This is a genomic window from [Lactobacillus] rogosae (genome assembly GCA_900112995.1).
Taxonomy (GTDB): domain Bacteria; phylum Bacillota; class Clostridia; order Lachnospirales; family Lachnospiraceae; genus Lachnospira; species Lachnospira rogosae.
This window is the reverse complement of the sequence record FONU01000007.1, coordinates 1-20,973: the sequence shown is the minus strand read 5'-3', so window position 1 is coordinate 20,973 and position 20,973 is coordinate 1. Positions and strand designations below refer to the sequence as shown.

Sequence of the window (20,973 nt, the reverse complement as noted above, 5' to 3'; positions counted from 1 at the left end):
GTGGGATTATTCAAATTCTTAAAAAATAATTATGACAGTGATGAGGATTTAAAAGACCTTGAGGAGCTTGTGTATGAAGATGAGAATGGATTTAGAAATAAACGTTCTATTAATGATATGATACACAGCTATCAGGTGGGTTCGTATACTGGCAGTAATCATAATGATGATCTGGAAGAAGAATTATATAAGACGGCTGGCAGTGATGCATCTGCTGATGAATTCAGAGGGCTGACAGAAAAGACTAAGAAACAGCAGGCAGATGTGTTAAAGGAAGAAGAAAAATATGACCACCTGCTTAACAGTATACAGGCACAGACGCTTATAAGAACAGTTGATAAGGTTAATCTTGGCGGAGCGGTCAATAATACGCAGGATAATCTTGAAGAGGTTGACACGGCAGGATTTACAGGCTCAGAGGTTGGGAGCTTTGTTAAAAGCCAGTGTGATATTATGGAGGAAGCTTCAAGATATATAGAAAATGCCAAGGTAGAATATGACAGTGTAACTGATTATTATGAGGATATACAAAGAATCGAGAATGCACCGGAAAATATAAAGCTTAAGCTTATGTATGCGGCAGACCGTGTTGATAATCTGTCGGTTGACAGGCGTATTTTTAAATCACCGGAGAACAAGCTTTCCAACAAAGTGTACCGTATGATGGAATCTTATGAGGAAGATTTTCCAGAGGCACTTGTAAAGCTGAGGCACGATGAAGAAGATTACAATACAGTATTAAAGAATGTAAGAATGATTAAGGGTGAGAGGTCAATGTATCGTATAGAGGCAAATGACCTTGTGAAAAAACAGCTTAGAATTAAGAAGTATTCAGTACTTATGCTGGCACTTCTTGTAGGGGTGTTTGTTATATTTCTTCTTATATCAGCGGCTTCACCAGATGATGAACACATTGGAATGTTCATAACAGTTGTAATACTTGCACTTACGCTTTCGCTTGGTCTGTTTGCTTATCTTAAATCAACAGAACGAAAAGTGTATGTGACAGAGGTAAAGCTTAATAAAGCAACAGCACTTCTTAATAAGTACAAGATAAAGTATGTAAATGCTGTAAATGTGCTTGAATATGAATATAGCAAATATGCGGTAAAGAGTGCATTTGAGCTTGAGCAGAAGTTTCAGGCATATGTTGAGATGAAAGATGAACAGCGTAAAATACTTGAGATAACAAGTAATCTTAATGAGGCAGAAGCGGAGCTTACAGATATATTAAGACAGCTTGGTGTAATTGATACACATATATGGATAGGACAAGTTAAGGCGATACTTAATCCTAAAGAAATGGTAGAGGTAAGACATAATCTTTCCATAAGACGCCAGAAGTTAAGAGAACAGATAGAATATAATGAATCAAGAATAGAAGATGCAAGAAATAATATTAAAAATGTGACTAAAAAGAATAAGGTGCATGCCAAGGAAGCTATGCAGGTTCTTGAGATTTATGAGAAAAGACATAAGAATAATTAAAATAATACTTGCGAAATATGAGCATTGTGTTACAATTGAGAGTGGTTTTTTGCGAAATGATTAACAATGTGTAAATAGCGCAAGAAGGAGGATAAGATGAAAGAAAGACTTGATGCAATCAAAGAAAATGCGTTGTCACAGATAAAGGCAACAGATTCTCTTGATAAGTTAAATGATATCAGAGTTGCTTTTCTTGGTAAAAAAGGCGAGCTTACTGAAGTTTTAAAGGGTATGAAGGAGGTAGCTCCTGAGGACAGACCTAAGGTTGGACAGATTGTCAACGAAACAAGACAGGCAATTGAAGAAGTATTAGAGGCTGCCAAGAAAGAGCTTGCTGCCAAGAAGAGAGAGCTTCAGATGAAGGCAGAGGTAATTGATGTAACACTTCCAGCCAAGAAAGCTGAACTTGGACATAAACATCCTAATATGCTTGCGCGTGAAGAAATAGAAAAGATATTTATAGGAATGGGATACGAAGTTGTAGAAGGTCCAGAGGTAGAATATGATTATTACAACTTTGAGGCACTTAATATTCCAGCTAACCATCCAGCAAAAGATGAACAGGATACATTCTATATCAATGATAAAGTTGTTCTTAGAACACAGACATCACCTGTTCAGGCAAGAGTTATGGAAAAAGGCAGACTTCCAATAAGAATGATTTCACCTGGACGTGTATACAGAGCAGATGAAGTTGATGCAACCCATTCACCTTGCTTCCATCAGGTTGAAGGTCTTGTAATTGATGAGAACATAACATTTGCTGACCTTAAGGGAACACTTGCAGAATTCGCTAAGGAGTTATTCGGTGAAGATACTAAGGTTAAGTTCAGACCACATCATTTCCCGTTCACAGAGCCTAGTGCCGAGATGGATGTAAGCTGCTTTAAATGTGGCGGCAAGGGATGCCGTTTTTGTAAGGGTGAGGGCTGGATTGAAATACTTGGCTGCGGAATGGTTCACCCACATGTATTTGAAATGTGCGGAATTGATAAAGATAAATATACAGGTTTTGCGTTTGGCGTAGGTCTTGAAAGAGTTGCCCTTCTTAAATACGAAATCGATGATATGAGATTGTTATACGAGAATGATACAAGATTCTTAAAGCAGTTCTAATTAATAATAAGTGGAGGATAAGTATGGATACATCTATTAAATGGATAAAGGACCTTGTTCCAGGTTTAGAGTGTACAAATCAGGAATTCAGAGATGCTATGACTCTTTCAGGTACTAAGGTAGAATGTTTTAATGAGCTTGATAAAAATCTGGATAAAATTGTTGTAGGACAGATTGTTTCAGTAGAAAGACATCCAGATGCAGACAAGCTTGTAGTATGTCAGGTGAATGTAGGAAATGAAACTGTTCAGATAGTTACAGGTGCTCCTAATATTGAACCAGGAACAAGTGGACAGAAAGTTCCAGTTGTTCTTGACGGCGGACGTGTGGCTGGCGGACACGATGGAAGTCCACTTCCAGAAGATGGAATTAAGATTAAAAAAGGCAAGTTAAGAGGCGTTGAGTCTTATGGAATGATGTGTTCAATTGAAGAACTTGGTTCATCAAGAGAATTCTATCCAGATGCAGCAGAAAATGGTATTTATATATTTGGTGATGATGCCAAAGTAGGAGAGAGTGCTGTAGAATATCTTGGACTTGATGATACAGTATTTGAATATGAGATTACTAACAACCGTGTAGACTGCTATAGTATCCTTGGTATCGCAAGAGAGGCAGCAGCTACATTCAGAAAGCCATTCAATCCTCCAGTTGTTAATGCTACAGGCAATAGCGAAGATGTTAATGACTATATTAAGATTGAAGTAGCAGCTAAGCAGCTTTGCAAGAGATATACAGCAAGAGTTGTTAAGAATATAAAGCTTGCTCCATCACCAAAGTGGATGCAGCACAGACTTATGACAGCAGGCATCAGACCTATTAATAACATAGTAGATATTACTAACTATGTTATGATAGAATATGGTCAGCCAATGCACGCTTATGATTATGATACAATCGCTGATAAGAAGATTATTGTAAGAACTGCTGCTGAGAATGAGAAGTTCGTTACACTTGATGGACAGGAAAGAACACTTGATTCAGAAGCACTTCTTATATGTGATGGAGAAAAGGCTATTGGTCTTGCTGGTATTATGGGTGGTGAGAACTCAATGATAACAGATGATGTTAAGACAATGCTTTTTGAAGCTGCAACATTTGATGGAACTAATATAAGAAAGTCAACTAAGAAGATTGGTTTAAGAACAGATGCTTCTGGTAAGTTTGAGAAGGGCTTAGATCCAGAGCTTGCACTTGAAGCTATGAACAGGGCCTGTGACCTTATAGAACAGTTAGGTGCAGGTGAAGTAGTTGGCGGTGTTGTTGATATATATGATGAGCCGGTATCTAAGAAGAGAATATCATTTGAACCAGATAAGTATAATGCACTTCTTGGAACAAATGTATCAAAGGAAGATATGCTTTCATATTTCAAGAGACTTGAAGTAGAATATGATGAAGCTTCTAATGAGCTTATTATTCCTACATTTAGACAGGATCTTAACAGAGATGCAGATATTGCAGAGGAAGTAGCAAGATTCTTCGGATATGATAATATTCCTACAACACTTCCAAAGGGTTCTACAACAATGGGTAAGATACCATTTGAGAGAAGTATTGAAGATGTAGCAGGTGAAGTTGCACAGTTCTGTGGATTCTCACAGGCTATGACATATTCATTTGAAAGCCCTAAGGTATTTGATAAGCTTAAGCTTGCGGCCGACTCAGAATACAGAAAGACAGTGGTTATCTCTAATCCATTAGGAGAAGATTTCTCAATAATGAGAACACTTCCTGTTAATGGTATGCTTACATCATTATCAACTAACTATAACAGACGTAATAAGAATGTTAAGTTATATGAGCTTGCAAAGGTATATCTTGCAGCAGATGATGTTAACGAGCTTCCAGATGAGAGAGTTATGTTCACGCTTGGAGCATTTGGAGATGTTGATTTCTTCCAGATGAAGGGTGTAGTTGAAGAATTCCTTGAAAGAATTGGAATGAGAGTTAAGCCGGAATACAATCCAGAGGCAGGAATTACATTCCTTCACCCAGGACGTCAGGCAGAGATTATCTATGATGGAACAAAGATTGGCTATATGGGTGAATTACATCCAGATGTAGCAGATACTTATTCATTAGGCGACAGAACATATATTGTTGTTATTGACCTTTCAATTGTAACTAAGATGGCAAGCTTTGACAGAAAGTTTGAGGGTATTGCCAAGTTCCCAGCAGTTACAAGGGATATAAGTATGGTTATGCCTAAGTCAGTTCTTGTAGGAAAGATTGAGAAGATAATCGAGAAACGCGGCGGAAGCATACTTGAGAGTTACAAGTTATTTGATATATATGAAGGTGCCCAGATTAAAGAGGGCTACAAGTCAGTAGCATATTCAATATCTTTTAGAGCTAAGGACAGAACACTTGAGGATAAGGATATCACACCAGTAATGGAGAAGATATATAAAGACTTAAGTGATAATGGAATCGAACTTCGTATGTAGTGAATATAGAGTGCACAATCTGAATAGAGGATTATTATGGATTTACATGATTTTTATTATGATCTGCCAGAGGAACTTATAGCACAAGACCCTCTGTCAGACCGTTCAAGCTCCAGATTGATGGTTCTTGATAAGAACACAGGAGCTATAGAACACAAGATATTTAGGGATATAACAGAATATCTTAAGCCGGGTGACTGCCTTGTAATTAATGATACTAAGGTTATACCTGCAAGACTTATCGGTGAGAAAGAAGGAACAGGTGCTGCCATTGAAGTGCTTTTGTTAAAAAGACTCGAAGACAGACAGGATACGTGGGAAGTCCTTGTTAAGCCAGGAAAGAAATGCAAGGTTGGTGCAAGGATAGTATTTGGTGGCGGAAAGCTTACAGGTGAGATTATTGATATAGTTGAGGAAGGTAACAGACTTATACAGTTTAGTTATGATGGCATATTTGAGGAAATTCTTGATGAACTAGGACAGATGCCGCTTCCACCATATATCACACATAAGCTTGAAGATAAGAACCGCTATCAGACAGTATATGCCAAGCACGAGGGTTCAGCAGCAGCACCTACGGCAGGACTACATTTTACAAAAGAACTGCTTAAACAGATAGAAGATATGGGAGTGAAGATTGCAAGAGTTACTCTTCACGTAGGTCTTGGAACATTCAGACCAGTTAAGGTTGAGAATATACTTGATCATCATATGCACTCAGAATTCTATCAGGTTGATAAAGAAGCAGCAGATATAATTAATAATACCAAGGCTAATGGTGGAAGAGTTATAGCTGTAGGAACTACAAGCACAAGAACTCTTGAATCAGTAGCTGATGAAAATGGACATATACCAGTTAAGAGTGGCTGGACAGAAATATTTATATATCCAGGTTATAAGTTTAAGGCAATAGATTGTCTTATAACTAATTTCCATCTCCCAGAATCAACTCTTGTAATGCTTGTGTCAGCACTTGCAGGAAGAGAAAATGTTCTTAATGCTTATGAAGTTGCAGTAAAAGAACGTTACAGATTCTTTAGTTTTGGGGATGCTATGTTCATTAAGTAGGCGTTAGATGTTTACAAAGTTACAATTAACTTAATAATACTAATAAATGTGAGTAGTACAGATGATCGCGGCTGCAAGTGTCGAAAGACCGCAGGTGAGGAAAGTCCGGGCTTCGCAGGGCAGGATGCCGGATAACGTCCGGTGGAGGTGACTCCAAGGCTAGTGCAACAGAAATATACCGCCAGTGCTTAACACTTAGTGTTGAGCTTATTGGTAAGGGTGGAAAGGCAGTGTAAGAGACTACCGTGGTATTGGTAACAATACTGGCTATGTAAACCCCATTCGAAGCAAGACCAAATATAAAGCGATACGGCTGCCCGTCGTGCTTTTAGGTAGGTTGCTTGAGCCTGCTGGTAACAGCAGGTCTAGATAGATGATCATCAGTAGTCAGGTCAAAGCCTGGCTGGACATAACCCGGCTTATAGTACTGCTCATATTTTTTTATTTAATAGGAAATTCCAATATAATTTCCTATTAAATAAAAGGCACTATGTGCCAGTTATGCGCACTCGCGTGAAGCTGTAGTTTGTCGCAAGCGACAGCACTCGTCGCGAGAATGTGCTTAGCACATTCTTTTTTATAATAGGAAATGGATGGATAGTAATGAACAATAATGATTATAAAGATAACAATGAGAACTTAAACAGTGAGAACACTGTGGATAATAAAAGCAGCCAGAACAGTGGTCATAGAAGAAGCAATGTCCAGCATACTGGCAGTAATACAGCTAACAATAACAGCCGTCACAATGTAAGAGAGGGCAGTAACAATAATTCAGAACATCACAGCAGCAATAGTAGTGAAGGACACCACAGCCACCATAGCAGTGGGGAACATCACAGCCACCATAGCAGTGGGGAACATCACAGCCACAGTGGTAAGAAGAGATTAACAAAACAGCAGAAAAAGAAACGTACTATAACAATTGTTTCAATAGTAGCTGCGGTTGTTGTTATTATAGGAATTATGGGTGTTAAAGGCTTATCTGATGCCAAGGGAATGTTAAAGAATGCTAATGAATTAAAGACAGAGATGAATGATATGCTTGGAGCTGTAAAAGCCCAGGATGCTGAGGCAGCTAATACAGCAGTATTAAAGCTTGACAATACAACTTATAAGATAAGCAAGACATTATCAAGCCCATTGTGGAAGATGGCAAGCCACATTCCGGTTGCAGGAAAGTATGTTAAGTCAGTAGATACACTTATAGGACTTGTTGAAGATGCATCAGATGATATTATAAAGCCGGCAGTAGCAACAATATCAGAATACCCTATGTCAGGTCTTAAAGTAGGTGATGGTTTTAGTGTAACAACAATTAATGCCTATCTTGATCTTTTAGAGCAGATACAGCCAGTGGTTAATAATATGACTGCTAAGATGAACAAGGTTGAACTTCCGGGAAGTATGGGAACAATGATATCTTCTTATAGTGATAAGATAACATCACTTATGAGTATGTACACAGATTATGAAGATTACATTCCATTAATGAAAGCATTTATCGGCGATGGAAGTGATAAGGTATATCTTCTTGCTGCACAGAATACAGCAGAGATAAGAGCTGCAGGTGGTTTCCCAGGTTCAATCGGAACAATAAGGGTTGAAGATGGTGTAATGTCAATTGGAGATTTTAATCCTGTTAATGATGTATTGGCAACATACCCACCAGATGAAGCTAATGTTACAAGAAAAGAATTAAAGATATTCAATGATACGTTAATCTATTCAAGAGATGCAAGTTTTAACCCTGATTTTGAAAGAGCTGCTCAGATATGGGCTTTGGCTTATGAAGCTAAGCACGGTGAGAGCGTTGATGGTGTGCTCTCACTTACACCGACTATTATACAGAAGGTTCTTAGAATATCAGGACCAATTACACTTCCTGATGGAACAGAGCTTAATGGTGATAATGCCGTATCAGTATTACAGTATGAGCTTTATTATAAATATCTTAGTGACAGAGGCACTAATGTTGATTATAATGAAGCTAATGAATATGTTGATGGTCTTTTTGCAGAGACAGCCAAGCAGGCAATGGCAGTATTGGTATCAGGCTTTGATTTTAAGAGAATTAATGAATATGTAGATATGTTTAATGAAGGTGTTGAAGAGAACACAATTATGCTCTGGTTCGTAGATGAGCAGGAAGAGCAGTATGCTAAGGATGCAGGCTGTTCAGGGAATCTTAATGATGACCCGGCTAATCCAGAAGCAGGAGTATTCTTCAGCTTATATGAGCCTTGTAAATTAGGCTGGTTCTTAAATATTGATACAGAGATGAGTGAGCCTGTTATTAATACAGATGGAACAAGAAGCTATGATATTACTGTGACATTAACTAATACAATTAAAAGAAGCAATATAACAAGAGCAGGTGGCTATATTCTTGGTGGATTCGATGGTGGAATAAGAGGATTTGTTCATTTATTCGCACCAGCAGGTGGTACTATAGGTAACTTTGAGACTAATAATGGCCTTAAGATAACAACTGATGAGTATGATAATCTTGAGGTTGGTTATAATGTTGATCTTGTAGTAGAAGCAGGTTCACCACAGGTAATAAAGTATACAGTAACAACAGCAGAAGGCGTTGATACACCACTTAAGATTCGCACAACACCTACATTACAGGCATACAGATAAAACAAGTCAGTAAGTATTGAATATTTTAGAAAGTGTTATGAAGGCAGGTTGTAGTGTATACAACCTGTTGATTATATGGTATATATGAAATAAAAAAAGGGGATGTGAAAAAACTCGATTGAGTTTTTTCACATCCCCAAAAAATGTTCGAAAATTACCCCTGGTATATCAGAAGTTTCATCGTCAGCACTTGAAAAATACAATTTCTTTCCATAAGAAAATCTGTAGATGAGATATGTTGACGATTTCGCAACCTGTTTGTAACGTCCGGAAACTTTTTGATACAATACCGTATTAAGTGTATTGTCATTATGCTTTTCCATATAGGTTCTGCCATTTGATTTGAACGTCCGCGATGATGCCTGCACCGTTGTCGTCCTGACATTGGTTATCGCAAAACATCCCAAAACCATAAACAATAACAACAGACATAGTTTCAAATGCTTTCTCTTTGTGTTTTTCATTTTCTTTTTTCTTTTTCGTATTCTTTCAGTTCTTTCAGAGCCTTCTCACCCTGTGGGTAAAGAATGATGATATTAAAGATCGTCATCAGTCCGATTCCAACATCACCAAGATCCCACACAAATGTATATGCTGCAAGGCCGCCGATGAACAGCATCACAAGTGCCAGTACTTTGTATGCAGTCTGTGAAGCCCAGTTATCTCCGAAAAGATATGCAACATTGCATCTCGCATAAAAAAGGATGCCCAGAAACGTCGAAAAACTGAATAAAAACAGCGTCGCCGCAATAAAGATCACACCAAAACGGCCAAGATGATGTTCCATTGCTGTCTGCAGAAGATCCATTCCGGAAAGTCCTGTAACTTTTTCTTCCGGCGCAAGCAGCATGATAAATGCTGTACAGCTGCAGATCACGATCGTATCCACAAATACCCCGAGCGCCTGTACCAATCCGGCTTTGACCGGCTGGTCACATTCTGCCGCTGCTGCCGCACACGGAGCAGATCCGGAACCTGCTTCATTCGAAAACAGTCCACGTTTGATTCCATTCATTAGGACTGCGCCAAAACCGCCGGCTGCTGCCTGTCGGAATCCAAATGCTTCCTCAAAAATTCTTGCAAAAACACCCGGTAAACTTCCAAGATTCGTCACAATGATCAGAATCGTGATTGCAAAATAGCATACCGCCATGACCGGCACTACCATATCCAGGATCTTAACTGTCGCATCTTTACGAAGCACTATCACAGCAGCCACAGCAACAAGTACTACCGTCATATAGATCGGCGGAATGGAAAATGCATTTTTAAATGAAGAAACAACAGAATTGCTGATCACTTGACTGATACCGCACCAGCAGATCAGACCGGAGATTGCAAACAACACAGAAATCACCACTTTGTTTCTCTTTTTCTTTTGTTTTTCTTCTACATATGCATGAATATAATACGCCGGACCGCCGCGGTAACCTCCGTACAGCGGATCTTTTTCTTTATAAAGCTGTGCCAGTGTCGCTTCAATAAAAGCTGTTGATGAACCGATAATTGCCGTCACCCACATCCAGAAAACCGCACCGGCGCCGCCTGCCGAAATTGCCGCAACAACACCGACCAGATTTCCCATACCGACACGGGTTGCCGTCGAAACGATCAGTGTCTGAAATGAAGACAGACTGTTTTTTTCTTGTTTCTTCTCAACCAGTGCCTGCACCATATCCGGGAACAGGCGAATCGGCAGAAAACGCGTCCGAACCGTAAAATAAATTCCTGTAGGAATCAGTAATATAATCAGAAGCGAAATCCCCAGAGTGCTGCCGCCCGGCAGTGGAATCTGCACCAGATCTCCCCACAGAAAACTATATACTTTCTCAATCAGAGTAACTATCATACTTTAAACCCTCTTCCATACTCACAACATCCGGGATACATGCTGCTCACGTCATCTACAACAGCCTGATTCCCGGACAAATTCCATAATAGTATAGCCCATATTAACCCTTAAACGCAAGTACTTTTAAGGGTTAAAGTCAAAAACTTTAAATAATTAAATCTTTCAACTATGTTTGAAGCCTACAGCATCGTTTAACATGGAATTTCATCAAGTATTGTTTGCATTATCTAAATACCATTGGTTCACTGGTAACTAAGTATGTACCGGATTATCTGAATGAAATCGTTGAGCAGCTAGTACTTTTATGGGAACTGGATACAAGTACATTTGTTTACGGAAGTGGAAAGCGAAAATCCAAAGAACAGCGTCATTATGAACACTTGACTTTCGGAATTATAAAAAACGACCGTTGGTACAAGAGAATTGTCCGAAGAGGTATTCATTCAGTCAAACTGGAAGTTTTACTTGTGGCGATAGGCCACAATCTATATAAACATCAGAAAAAAAGATGAGAAACAGAACTGCCGCATAGATTCAAAAAAAGAATTTCTATGGGGTAGGGGAAGTGTGCTTTCTTTGCGCATGATTTCAGTCATTTATACACAACAGGTACAAAAAGGGAGATGCGAAAAAACTCAATCGAGTTTTTTCACATCCCCTTTTTACTATATAATCAGAAGATTACATTAGAACTTCAAGCTTATATAATAAAGCTGTACGAATGTTGTATTGGGGGATATTATTTACCAGTATATTTCTCTTCACAGTATTTACATCTGTATACCTGCTTAACAGGGTCAGAAAGAACAAATACATGGTCAAGACCCTGTTCAATAGAAGTAATACATCTAGGATTCTTACATTTGATAACATTAGTAATCTGCTTTGGTAATGAAAGTGATTTCTTATCTACTATTTGTCCGTCTTTAATAATATTAACAGTGATATTATGATCGATAAATCCTAATACATCTAAATCAACAAGGTCAAGTCCGCCCTCAATCTTGATAATATCCTTTCTTCCCATTTTACTGCTTCTTGCATTCTTGATAATAGCAACCTGACAGTCGAGTTCGCCAAGACCAAGGTTATTATATATCATCATTGATTTGCCGGCTTCAATATGGTCTAGTACAAAGCCTTCATTAAGTTGTCCTACATTTAACATAATTACCCTCCTATATTTACTTGTTATTAAGACCAAGAAGTGTCATAATAAGAGCCATTCTTACATATACACCGAATTGTACCTGTTTAAAGTAAGCAGCTCTTGGGTCATCATCTATATCTACTGATATTTCATTAACACGAGGAAGTGGGTGGAGAACATACATATCCTCTTTTGCAAGAGCCATTTTTGACTTATCAAGTATATAGAAATCTTTCATTCTGAGGTATTCATCTTCTGAGAAGAATCTTTCACGCTGTACTCTTGTCATATATAATATGTTAAGCTCAGGCATAGCATCTTCTAGGTTTTCCATTTCAATGAATTCAGCCTGGTTGGCTTTTAATACATCATCTCTTATATAATCAGGTATTCTTAATTCCTTAGGAGATATAAGCACGAATTTGACATTTTTATATCTTACGAGTGAATTGATAAGTGAATGAACAGTTCTTCCGAACTTAAGGTCACCACAAAGGCCTATTGTAAAGTTGTCAAGAGAACCGCGGAGTTCCCTTATAGTCATAAGATCTGTAAGTGTCTGTGTTGGGTGCTGGTGTCCGCCATCACCTGCATTGATTACAGGTATAGAAGACTTGCTTGCTGCAACCATAGGAGCACCTTCTTTTGGGTGGCGCATAGCACATATGTCTGCATAGCAGGAAATTACCCGTATAGTATCAGCCACGCTTTCGCCCTTTGATGCTGAACTTGAGTTAGCAGAAGAAAAACCTAATACAGACCCTCCAAGATTGAGCATTGCTGCTTCAAAACTAAGACGGGTTCTTGTACTAGGTTCATAAAATAAAGTTGCTAACTTTTTACCATCACATACATGGCTGTATTTTTTAGGATCTTTAGAAATGTCTCTTGCAAGATTAAGTAAATCTTCAAGTTCTGTGACACTTAAGTCTAGTGGACTAAGTAAATGTTTCATTAATTGTTCCTCCACAAGTATATATTATTGTGCTCTTGGCACTCTGTTATATATATTACTATTAATTAGATTAATTCTCAATTGTTATTTTAAAAAAAATGTGATAAAATTATGAATATTTGTGATATGCATAGATGCGTTGCATAAGAATGGAGGAGCAATATGTCTAAGATAATATTAACAGGTGACCGTCCAACAGGAAAGCTTCATGTTGGTCATTATGTTGGTTCATTAAAGAGAAGAGTAGAATTACAGAATTCAGGTGAATACGATAAGATATTTATTATGATAGCAGATGCTCAGGCACTTACAGATAATGCTGATAATCCTGAGAAGGTACGCCAGAACATAATAGAGGTTGCACTTGATTATCTTTCAGTCGGTTTAGACCCAGCTAAGTCTGATATATTTATTCAGTCACAGATTTCACAGCTTACAGAGCTTACATTTTATTATATGAATCTTGTTACAGTTTCAAGACTTCAGAGAAACCCAACAGTTAAGTCAGAGATCCAGATGCGTAACTTTGAAGCGAGCATACCGGTTGGATTTTTCTGCTATCCAATAAGCCAGGCCGCTGATATAACAGCATTTAAGGCTACAACAGTTCCGGCAGGTGAGGATCAGGAGCCGATGATTGAACAGACAAGAGAGATTGTAAGAAAGTTCAATTCAGTATATGGAGATACATTGGTAGAACCACAGATACTTCTTCCGGATAATAAAGTATGTTTAAGACTTCCAGGTACAGATGGCAAAGCTAAGATGAGTAAGTCGCTTGGTAACTGCATATATCTTTCTGATACAGAAGAAGATGTTAAGAAAAAGGTTATGAGTATGTATACAGATCCAGATCATATTAAGGTATCGGATCCTGGTAAGATAGAAGGTAATACTGTATTTACATATCTTGATGCATTCAGTAAGGAAGAAGACTTTGGATTATTCTTACCAGAGTATAATAACCTTGATGAATTAAAAGACCACTATAAGAGAGGTGGACTTGGTGATGTTAAGGTTAAGAAGTTCCTTTTAAATGTTCTTAACAAGGAATTAGAGCCAATCAGAAATAGAAGACACGAATATGAGAAGGATATTCCTTATGTATACGAGATACTTAAACAGGGAACTAAGAATGCTTATGAGGTAGCAGAACAGACATTAAGCGAAGTTAAGGCTGCTATGAAGATTAATTACTTTGATGATGTTCAGCTTATAAATGCACAGTCAGAAAAGTACAGCGGATAATAAAAAGGCACTGTGCCATATATGTATTCAGGATGAGAATGCATATAGCACAGTGCCTTTTGCTTTGATAAAGGCTTGGTCTGGATTTATGGCCGATCCTTTATCAATTAATCTAACTTTTTAATAACCATATTGTTAGGACGTGATATTTTAAGTTCTTTGCCATTCATAACAATAAGTCCTTTGGTATAGTCTACAGTAAATATTGTTATTGAGTTGCCTTCATTATTCATGGATAAAAGGTGCTTGTCATCAGGAAAAAGGCATATGTACTTAGGATAATCACCACTTACAGGAAGTGAGTTAAGTGTAATTATCTTTCCTGTAGTCTTGTCCACAGAATATATTGTAGCAGTGTTATCACCGGCATTAGAGCAGATTAAGTTATTGCCTGAATTAGTAAGGCATATGTCTGAAGCTGCACTGTTAGACTTATGGTCGCGTCTTACAGTGAATATATTCTGAATCATCTCAAATCTGTTCTTATCAGAAGAAGCATCATAAGAATATACGTTAATATAATTCTTTAATTCACATACAACATAAGCGAATCGTCCATCTTCTGAGAATATCATCTTTCTTGGAGCAGATTCAAGCTGTGAACGTATAATATCAAAAAGCTTGAGCTTTCCAGTTGTATGGTTGAATTCATAAAGCTTAATCTGGTCAATTCCAAGATCACATACACATAAAAGTTCTTCATCAGGTGTAAAGCAGGTATGACTTATATGGGGTCTGAAATTACGTTCAGCAACGCTTCCAAGACCCTTATGAAATACCTCATCAGCTATATCACCTAAAGAACCATCAGCATTAATATGCATTACAGTAATCTTGCCATCGTGATAGCCGGAAATAACAAGAAAACGGTTATCCTTAGTTACAGAAATATGACAGCCTCTCATTCCGTTGATAGAAGCAACATTCATAAGTTCAAGAGAACCATCTTCAGTAATAGCAAATGAAGAAATACCCTGATCACATATTGCGTATAAATACTTCTTATTAGAAGATAATGTTATATATGAGGGATTATCAATTGTAACCTCACATCTTTCAGTTATTCGTCCCTTTTCAACGTCCATATCATATATATGAATACCTTTGCTGCTTTCGTGGGTATAAGTACCTGCATAAGCCACATATCTATCGTTCATAAGTAACCTCCAATCAAAATATAACGTATAGTCAAGATAAGTTAAATAACCGTGTACTCACTAAATTATATGTATATATTAGCATTTTTCTTTATGTTTATCAAGGCAGACATTGACAAGGATAATGTCACGCCCAATAGATTTGATACATCTGAAAGGTATGACATACACAAATTCACGTCCAAAGAAGCCGCAAAGCCGTCCAGGACCAGGAATTATTATAGAATTGATACAGCCATTTTTAGGGTCAAAGTCAATATCAATAACACAGCCTATAATACAGCAGTCCTCTTCGTTGATAACCTGCTTGTTTTTTAGTTCAAATATCTTCATACAACACCTCATTTTATATAATTATACTTAATATAAAATATGTATTTTTAAAGGGGAAAGTGCATATAACAGGTATAATAATGAAATATTAATGAACAAATGTGTTATGGGTTTGACACACAGATTGGCATAGGCTATCATATTAAATAATAAAATTGATAATTCGATGGAGGAAAATATATGTATTATTTCTATGATGCAACATATATACTCGTTATTATAGGTGCAATAATAAGTCTTATAGCATCTATGAATGTTAAATCGACATTTAACAGATATGATAAGTATAACAGCCGTTCAGGGCTTACAGGTGCTATGGCAGCACAGGAAATATTAAGAGCGGCAGGAATTACTAATGTAAGAATTGAGAGAGTAAGCGGTAATCTTACAGACCATTATTCACCAAAGGAAGGAGTTCTTAGATTATCAGATTCTGTATACAATTCAACATCAGTAGCAGCTATAGGCGTGGCCGCCCATGAGTGTGGACATGCTATGCAGTATGACGAAGAATATTTTCCAATTAAGATAAGAGCAGCTGTAATACCGATAGCTAATATTGGTTCAGCTCTTTCATGGCCAATAATTCTTTTAGGTTTATTCCTTGGAGCTACAGGACTTATGCAGCTTGGAGTAGTGCTTTTCTCACTTGTTGTAGTATTCCAGCTTCTTACTCTCCCGGTTGAATTTGATGCTTCCGCAAGAGCATTAAGAACCTTAAGAGAACGTAATATGCTTGAGTCAAGTGAACTTACCGGTGCAAGAAAGGTGCTTACAGCAGCAGCATTAACATATGTAGCGGCACTTCTTACATCTATTCTTCAGCTTTTAAGACTTGTTCTTCTTACAAGAAGAGATGATTAATATTAAATATGTATATAATTGCCAGTTCACAACAGTATAAAAGTACATTTATGTGGTAATGCTTGTAATATAAGCGAACTTAAATGTATGCCTTTCCACTAAAGATAAATGTTCGCAATGTCTTTAGGAGGAAAGGTTAATGGCTGGTGTAAAAGTTACGATATGTGGTGTTAATACGCAGGAGCTGCCTCTGCTTAGTGCGAAGGAGAAGAAAGAGCTTTTATTAAAGATAAAGGCTGGTGACCAGACAGCAAGAGAGAGATTTATTAAAGGTAATCTCCGTCTGGTATTAAGCATTGTTGGCAGATTTTCTAACAGTAATGAAAATGTGGATGATTTATTCCAGATTGGCTGTATAGGTCTTATAAAATCAATAGACAATTTTGATGTATCGCAGGGCGTGCAGTTCTCAACCTATGCAGTTCCAATGATTACTGGGGAGATTAAGAGGTATCTTCGTGATAACAGTGCAATAAGAGTAAGCCGTTCATTAAAGGATATGGCTTATAAGGCACTTTATACAAAAGAACAGCTATTAAAGAGCAGGCAGAAGGAACCGACAATATCGGAGATTGCAAGTGAGATAGGAGCATCTAAGGAGGATATTGTTATAGCACTTGAGGCTGTATCCCCAACTGTTTCACTGTATGAACCGGTATTTAATGAAGGCGGGGATACATTATATGTCATAGACCAGATTAAAGATAAAGCAGATGGGGAAGAGAACTGGGTTACACATCTGGCATTGGACTCTGCCTTTGCAAAGTTAAGCGGGCGTGAACAGCAGATAATAAGAAAGCGTTTTTATGAATATAAGACACAGATGGAGATAGCCGAAGAGATTGGAATATCACAGGCACAGGTAAGCAGGCTTGAAAAATGTGCTCTTAAGAATATGAAGAAGCATATGTCTTAACAGCATAGCAAGTATTAATAAAATAATAAATAAATAAAGGGCTGTCGCACAAAGTAGAATTTATAATAGGAAGATAATAACAGGTTGATAATGTCTTTATATTATAGATTATATTTGGTGCGGCAGCCCTGATATTTTATGTTATGTGTATTGTATATGGTATTATTATTGTATGTCTTTACAGTCAGAAAGGCTTTTGACTGTAATATAGATTGATTATTAATTAGTGCTATAGTGTGTTTATGGAATATTTTATAGATATTTTGACATAACAGCACCAGTGGGCTATAATTCTAGTAGTTTATTGTATTTAGGGGAGGTTTGTGAATGAAGTGCCCATATTGCGGAAAAGAGAATACAAGAGTAATAGATTCAAGACCTACAGATGACAGCTCTATAAGAAGACGCCGTCAGTGTGATGAATGTGGAAAGCGTTTTACCACATACGAGAAAGTAGAGACACTTCCTCTTATAGTTGTGAAGAAAGATAATAACAGAGAACCTTATGACAGGGAAAAGATAGTGGCTGGAATAGTCAGGTCGTGCCATAAGCGTCCGATATCAATGAAACAGATTAATGATATGGTAGATGACATTGAGGGACAGATATTTAATATGGAGGAGAAAGAGATACCTACAACAACGATAGGTTCTATTGTTATGGATAAGTTAAAGGATTTAGATGAAGTTGCATATGTAAGATTTGCTTCTGTATACAGGGAGTTTAAGGATGTTAATACATTTATGGACGAAATCAAGAAAATACTTAAAAAGTAGTAGATACTTAAAAGTAACAAATGCTTAAGAACAGCAGAAAGGCTGATAAGAAAGGTAGTAATTACAGATGTTTAAAAGGTTTTATCCGGATATGTATATAGACTCTGCATACGATATAGATTACAAGGGACTTTATGATAAAGGCTACAGGGGAATTATATTTGATGTTGACAACACGCTTGTTGAACACGGAGCACCAGTTACTGAGCGTGCAAAGAAGCTGTTTGGTGATTTAAAGGCTATGGGATATAATACCTGCATAATATCCAATAATAAAGAATACAGGGTTAAGCCGCTTGCAGATGAGGTTGGTTCATTATATGTAAGCAAGGCAGGAAAGCCATCTCCTAAGAATTATGTTAAAGCTATGGAGTATATGAATACTGATAAGTCTGACACATATTTTGTGGGGGATCAGTTGTTCACAGATGTGTGGGGTGCTAACAGGGCAGGAATTAAGTCTGTTCTTGTAAAGCCGATAGACAAGCACGAGGAAATACAGATAATTCTAAAAAGAAGGCTTGAATGGATAGTTCTGCATTTTTATAAGAAGCATATTAAAAGAGAAGGCGGAAAAGCAGGTTTCTAATACATATAGGTTTAATATAATTTCAAGATATATATTTATTGTGATTTCATAATATATGAATTTATCTGTACTTTAGATATAAGCTCATAAGAAAGGAAGTAAGATTTTAATGATAGATATTAATGGTACAACAAGAGTGTGCGGTCTTATAGGTAATCCGGTGGGACATTCAATTTCCCCGGTGATACATAACAGCCTTGCACAGCTTATGGATATGAATATGGTGTATACAACCTTCAAGGTTGAAAAGGGTGATGTTGTCACAGCAGTAAATGGAGCTTATGCACTTAACATATTAGGACTTAATGTAACAGTTCCACACAAGCAGGCTGTTATGGAGTCACTTGTGGATATTGATCCGCTTGCTAAAGCTATAGGAGCTGTTAATACGCTTGTAAGAACAGATAAGGGCTATAAAGGCTATAATACAGATATATTGGGACTTGAAAGAGAACTTATAGACGAGGGAGTTGTGCTTTTAGGCAGCCGTTGTGTAATTCTTGGTGCAGGCGGAGCGGCAAGAGCAATAGCATTTTTATGTGCAAAGAGCGGTGCTAAAGAAATATATGTGCTTAACAGGACTAAGGAAAAGGCTTACGATATAGCCAAAGCAGTTAATGATTATTTCGGTAAAGAATGTATCAAGCCTATGCTTATAAGTGAGTATGATAAGCTGGAAGCTGATGATTACGTTGTGATACAGACCACAAGCGTTGGACTTTATCCTAATGTGGATGATGTTGTAATTGATGATGAAGCATTTTATAAGAAGGTAAAAGTCGGAGTTGATATTATATATAATCCTAGTGAAACACGTTTTATGAAAATGTGTAAAAATTCCGGAAAGCCAGCCTGCAACGGTTTAAAAATGCTTTTATACCAAGGGGTTGCGGCGTATGAGTTATGGAATGATGTAAGTGTCACAAAAGAACAGGCGGATAAAGTGTATAATAAGATGAAAGAGGAACTTGGAATTGAATAATATTGTACTTATTGGATTTATGGGAAGTGGAAAGACGACATTTGGCCGCTGGGTTTCAAGACGACACGATAGAAAGTTCTATGATACAGATGAGTATATCGAGAAAAAGCAGAATACAACAATAAGCGAAATCTTTGCAAAGAAGGGAGAGGAAGCTTTCAGGGATATGGAGACAGAGACGGTAAAAGAGTTATCAGATACTCTTGATAACTGCGTCATATCTGTTGGTGGCGGACTTGTGTTAAGAGAGGTCAATAGGGAGCTTTTAAGAAAGCTTGGAACAGTAGTATATCTTAAAGCTTCTGAGGAGGAACTCTGCAAAAGGTTGAGTAAGGACACCAAACGTCCATTATTACAGGGCGGTGGGCTTCACGAGAAGATACATAACCTTATGGAGCAGAGAGAAGATATATATCTGGATGCGGCTGATATGATAGTTGATACGCAGAAGATGTCATTTGAACAGATGTATACAGCAATCATTAAGAATATGGAGGATTAGCAATGAAGATACTTGTTATTAACGGACCTAATATTAATTTCCTTGGAATAAGAGAAAAAGGAATATATGGCAATGATAATTATGACACGCTTGTTGATATGATTAACAAGAAAGCAGAGGAACTTAATGTTAAAGTTGAGGTATTCCAGAGCAACCATGAGGGTGCAATTATAGATAAGCTTCAGGAAGCTTATTACAATGATGTTGATGGTATTGTAATTAATCCGGGGGCATTTACACATTACAGCTATGCAGTAAGAGATGCACTTGCTTCGATAGCTGCAATACCGAAGATAGAAGTACATATATCCAATGTTCATACAAGAGAAGAATTCAGACATACATCTGTTACAGTTCCAGTATGTCAGGGACAGGTTGTAGGACTTGGACTTAGAGGTTATCTGTATGCGATGGAAGCATTAACAGATATGACGAAGAGTAATTAATAGATGATAATCATTATAAAGAAGAACCTATAGCACGATTTGGCTATAGGTTCTTCTTTATAATGGGCAGAATAAAAAGAGCCTGTACACTGATATGTACCCTCTTTACTGGACAAACCAGTAAGGAGGGTATTTTTATGCGATATAGTTATGAATTTAAAAGGAAATGTGTAGAGATGTATCGCCAAGGGATTGTTCCAGACATTCCTAAAGGTATTTCCAGAGAACGTTTTATCCATTACTTAAATGATTGGATGCATCTTGAAGATGCTCAAGGGCCCGATGCACTAAAGCCAAAAGGATCTTATAAAAAATGGTCCCCTGAAGAAAAATTGGAACTTGTTGCTAGAGTGATTTCCGGAGAATCCAACAAATCAGTCGCAATTCACGCAGGAATTCGTGATTCTATGTTATATCAATGGGTTCGCAAATAT

The 20,973-nt window shown here is 37.4% G+C and carries 20 protein-coding genes, 1 other RNA gene and 1 pseudogene; 16 read left to right on the top strand and 6 right to left on the bottom strand.

What is annotated here, in order from left to right:
* The 6 genes from BM157_RS03120 to BM157_RS03095 all read left to right on the top strand — a co-directional run bounded on the left by BM157_RS03120 (nucleotide 1) and on the right by BM157_RS03095 (nucleotide 8,768).
* On the top strand, nucleotides 1–1,488 hold the full coding sequence (locus BM157_RS03120; RefSeq protein WP_090139911.1) for a hypothetical protein: 1,488 nt from the start codon (nucleotides 1–3) through the stop codon (nucleotides 1,486–1,488).
* A gap of 96 nt (nucleotides 1,489–1,584) precedes the next feature.
* Nucleotides 1,585–2,604 (top strand): phenylalanine--tRNA ligase subunit alpha, encoded by a 1,020-nt coding sequence (gene pheS / locus BM157_RS03115; RefSeq protein ID WP_022503216.1) that lies wholly within the window; start codon nucleotides 1,585–1,587, stop codon nucleotides 2,602–2,604.
* A 23-nt stretch (nucleotides 2,605–2,627) separates the two neighbouring features.
* Nucleotides 2,628–5,054 carry a phenylalanine--tRNA ligase subunit beta gene (gene pheT, locus BM157_RS03110; RefSeq protein WP_055306145.1) on the top strand — a complete coding sequence of 809 codons (2,427 nt, stop codon included), beginning with the start codon at nucleotides 2,628–2,630 and terminating at the stop codon, nucleotides 5,052–5,054.
* A 36-nt stretch (nucleotides 5,055–5,090) separates the two neighbouring features.
* Complete coding sequence (gene queA / locus BM157_RS03105; RefSeq protein WP_055174128.1) at nucleotides 5,091–6,122, top strand: tRNA preQ1(34) S-adenosylmethionine ribosyltransferase-isomerase QueA; 1,032 nt, start codon at nucleotides 5,091–5,093, stop codon at nucleotides 6,120–6,122.
* A gap of 49 nt (nucleotides 6,123–6,171) precedes the next feature.
* Nucleotides 6,172–6,560, top strand: an RNA gene (rnpB, locus tag BM157_RS03100) — RNase P RNA component class A.
* A 165-nt stretch (nucleotides 6,561–6,725) separates the two neighbouring features.
* Nucleotides 6,726–8,768: a DUF4012 domain-containing protein gene (locus BM157_RS03095; protein WP_090139908.1), complete on the top strand. Its 2,043-nt coding sequence runs from the start codon at nucleotides 6,726–6,728 to the stop codon at nucleotides 8,766–8,768.
* A gap of 128 nt (nucleotides 8,769–8,896) precedes the next feature.
* Here BM157_RS03095 and BM157_RS12890 read toward each other — a convergent pair whose 3' ends face one another.
* Both BM157_RS12890 and BM157_RS03085 read right to left on the bottom strand, forming a co-directional pair.
* On the bottom strand, nucleotides 8,897–9,232 hold the full coding sequence (locus BM157_RS12890) for a hypothetical protein (RefSeq protein WP_147581221.1): 336 nt from the start codon (nucleotides 9,230–9,232) through the stop codon (nucleotides 8,897–8,899).
* Entirely contained in the window at nucleotides 9,229–10,617 is a 1,389-nt protein-coding gene (locus BM157_RS03085; RefSeq protein WP_022503310.1) for an alanine/glycine:cation symporter family protein, read from the bottom strand. Before BM157_RS03085 ends, BM157_RS12890 begins: the two co-directional genes overlap by 4 nt.
* Nucleotides 10,618–10,871: 254 nt before the next feature.
* On the opposite strand from BM157_RS03085, the pseudogene BM157_RS13200 reads away from it, so the two are divergent.
* Nucleotides 10,872–11,152: pseudogene (locus tag BM157_RS13200) on the top strand (transposase); the annotation flags it as partial.
* 207 nt (nucleotides 11,153–11,359) lie between these two features.
* On the opposite strand, the gene BM157_RS03075 reads toward BM157_RS13200, so the two are convergent.
* Together BM157_RS03075 and pyrB are read right to left on the bottom strand one after the other, a co-directional pair.
* Nucleotides 11,360–11,788 (bottom strand): aspartate carbamoyltransferase regulatory subunit, encoded by a 429-nt coding sequence (locus BM157_RS03075; protein ID WP_022503311.1) that lies wholly within the window; start codon nucleotides 11,786–11,788, stop codon nucleotides 11,360–11,362.
* 16 nt (nucleotides 11,789–11,804) lie between these two features.
* Nucleotides 11,805–12,725 (bottom strand): aspartate carbamoyltransferase, encoded by a 921-nt coding sequence (pyrB, locus tag BM157_RS03070; protein WP_022503312.1) that lies wholly within the window; start codon nucleotides 12,723–12,725, stop codon nucleotides 11,805–11,807.
* A gap of 162 nt (nucleotides 12,726–12,887) precedes the next feature.
* Here pyrB and trpS point away from each other — a divergent pair, with 162 nt between their 5' ends.
* Nucleotides 12,888–13,973 carry a tryptophan--tRNA ligase gene (trpS, locus tag BM157_RS03065; RefSeq protein WP_055174133.1) on the top strand — a complete coding sequence of 362 codons (1,086 nt, stop codon included), beginning with the start codon at nucleotides 12,888–12,890 and terminating at the stop codon, nucleotides 13,971–13,973.
* 107 nt (nucleotides 13,974–14,080) lie between these two features.
* Here the strand turns inward: trpS and BM157_RS03060 are convergent, their stop codons facing one another.
* Nucleotides 14,081–15,130 (bottom strand): lactonase family protein, encoded by a 1,050-nt coding sequence (locus tag BM157_RS03060; RefSeq protein WP_022503314.1) that lies wholly within the window; start codon nucleotides 15,128–15,130, stop codon nucleotides 14,081–14,083.
* 78 nt (nucleotides 15,131–15,208) lie between these two features.
* A complete protein-coding gene (locus BM157_RS03055) occupies nucleotides 15,209–15,463 on the bottom strand; it encodes a PRC-barrel domain-containing protein (protein WP_022503315.1) in 255 nt (84 codons plus the stop codon).
* Nucleotides 15,464–15,643: 180 nt separating this feature from the next.
* Here BM157_RS03055 and BM157_RS03050 point away from each other — a divergent pair, with 180 nt between their 5' ends.
* The 8 genes from BM157_RS03050 to BM157_RS03015 form a co-directional block, all read left to right on the top strand.
* Entirely contained in the window at nucleotides 15,644–16,327 is a 684-nt protein-coding gene (locus BM157_RS03050) for a zinc metallopeptidase (protein ID WP_022503316.1), read from the top strand.
* Nucleotides 16,328–16,466: 139 nt separating this feature from the next.
* Nucleotides 16,467–17,243 (top strand): RNA polymerase sporulation sigma factor SigG, encoded by a 777-nt coding sequence (sigG, locus tag BM157_RS03045; RefSeq protein WP_022503317.1) that lies wholly within the window; start codon nucleotides 16,467–16,469, stop codon nucleotides 17,241–17,243.
* 327 nt (nucleotides 17,244–17,570) lie between these two features.
* Nucleotides 17,571–18,020: a transcriptional regulator NrdR gene (gene nrdR / locus BM157_RS03040; RefSeq protein ID WP_022503318.1), complete on the top strand. Its 450-nt coding sequence runs from the start codon at nucleotides 17,571–17,573 to the stop codon at nucleotides 18,018–18,020.
* 67 nt (nucleotides 18,021–18,087) lie between these two features.
* Complete coding sequence (locus tag BM157_RS03035) at nucleotides 18,088–18,609, top strand: YqeG family HAD IIIA-type phosphatase (protein WP_022503319.1); 522 nt, start codon at nucleotides 18,088–18,090, stop codon at nucleotides 18,607–18,609.
* 109 nt (nucleotides 18,610–18,718) lie between these two features.
* Entirely contained in the window at nucleotides 18,719–19,591 is an 873-nt protein-coding gene (gene aroE, locus BM157_RS03030) for a shikimate dehydrogenase (protein ID WP_318255789.1), read from the top strand.
* Nucleotides 19,584–20,093: a shikimate kinase gene (locus tag BM157_RS03025; protein ID WP_090139906.1), complete on the top strand. Its 510-nt coding sequence runs from the start codon at nucleotides 19,584–19,586 to the stop codon at nucleotides 20,091–20,093. The genes aroE and BM157_RS03025 overlap by 8 nt, the downstream gene beginning before the upstream one ends.
* Nucleotides 20,094–20,095: 2 nt before the next feature.
* A complete protein-coding gene (gene aroQ / locus BM157_RS03020) occupies nucleotides 20,096–20,539 on the top strand; it encodes a type II 3-dehydroquinate dehydratase (protein ID WP_022503322.1) in 444 nt (147 codons plus the stop codon).
* Between the two features lie 137 nt (nucleotides 20,540–20,676).
* A partial coding sequence (locus BM157_RS03015; protein WP_318255788.1) for a transposase occupies nucleotides 20,677–20,973 on the top strand: 297 nt, incomplete at its 3' end.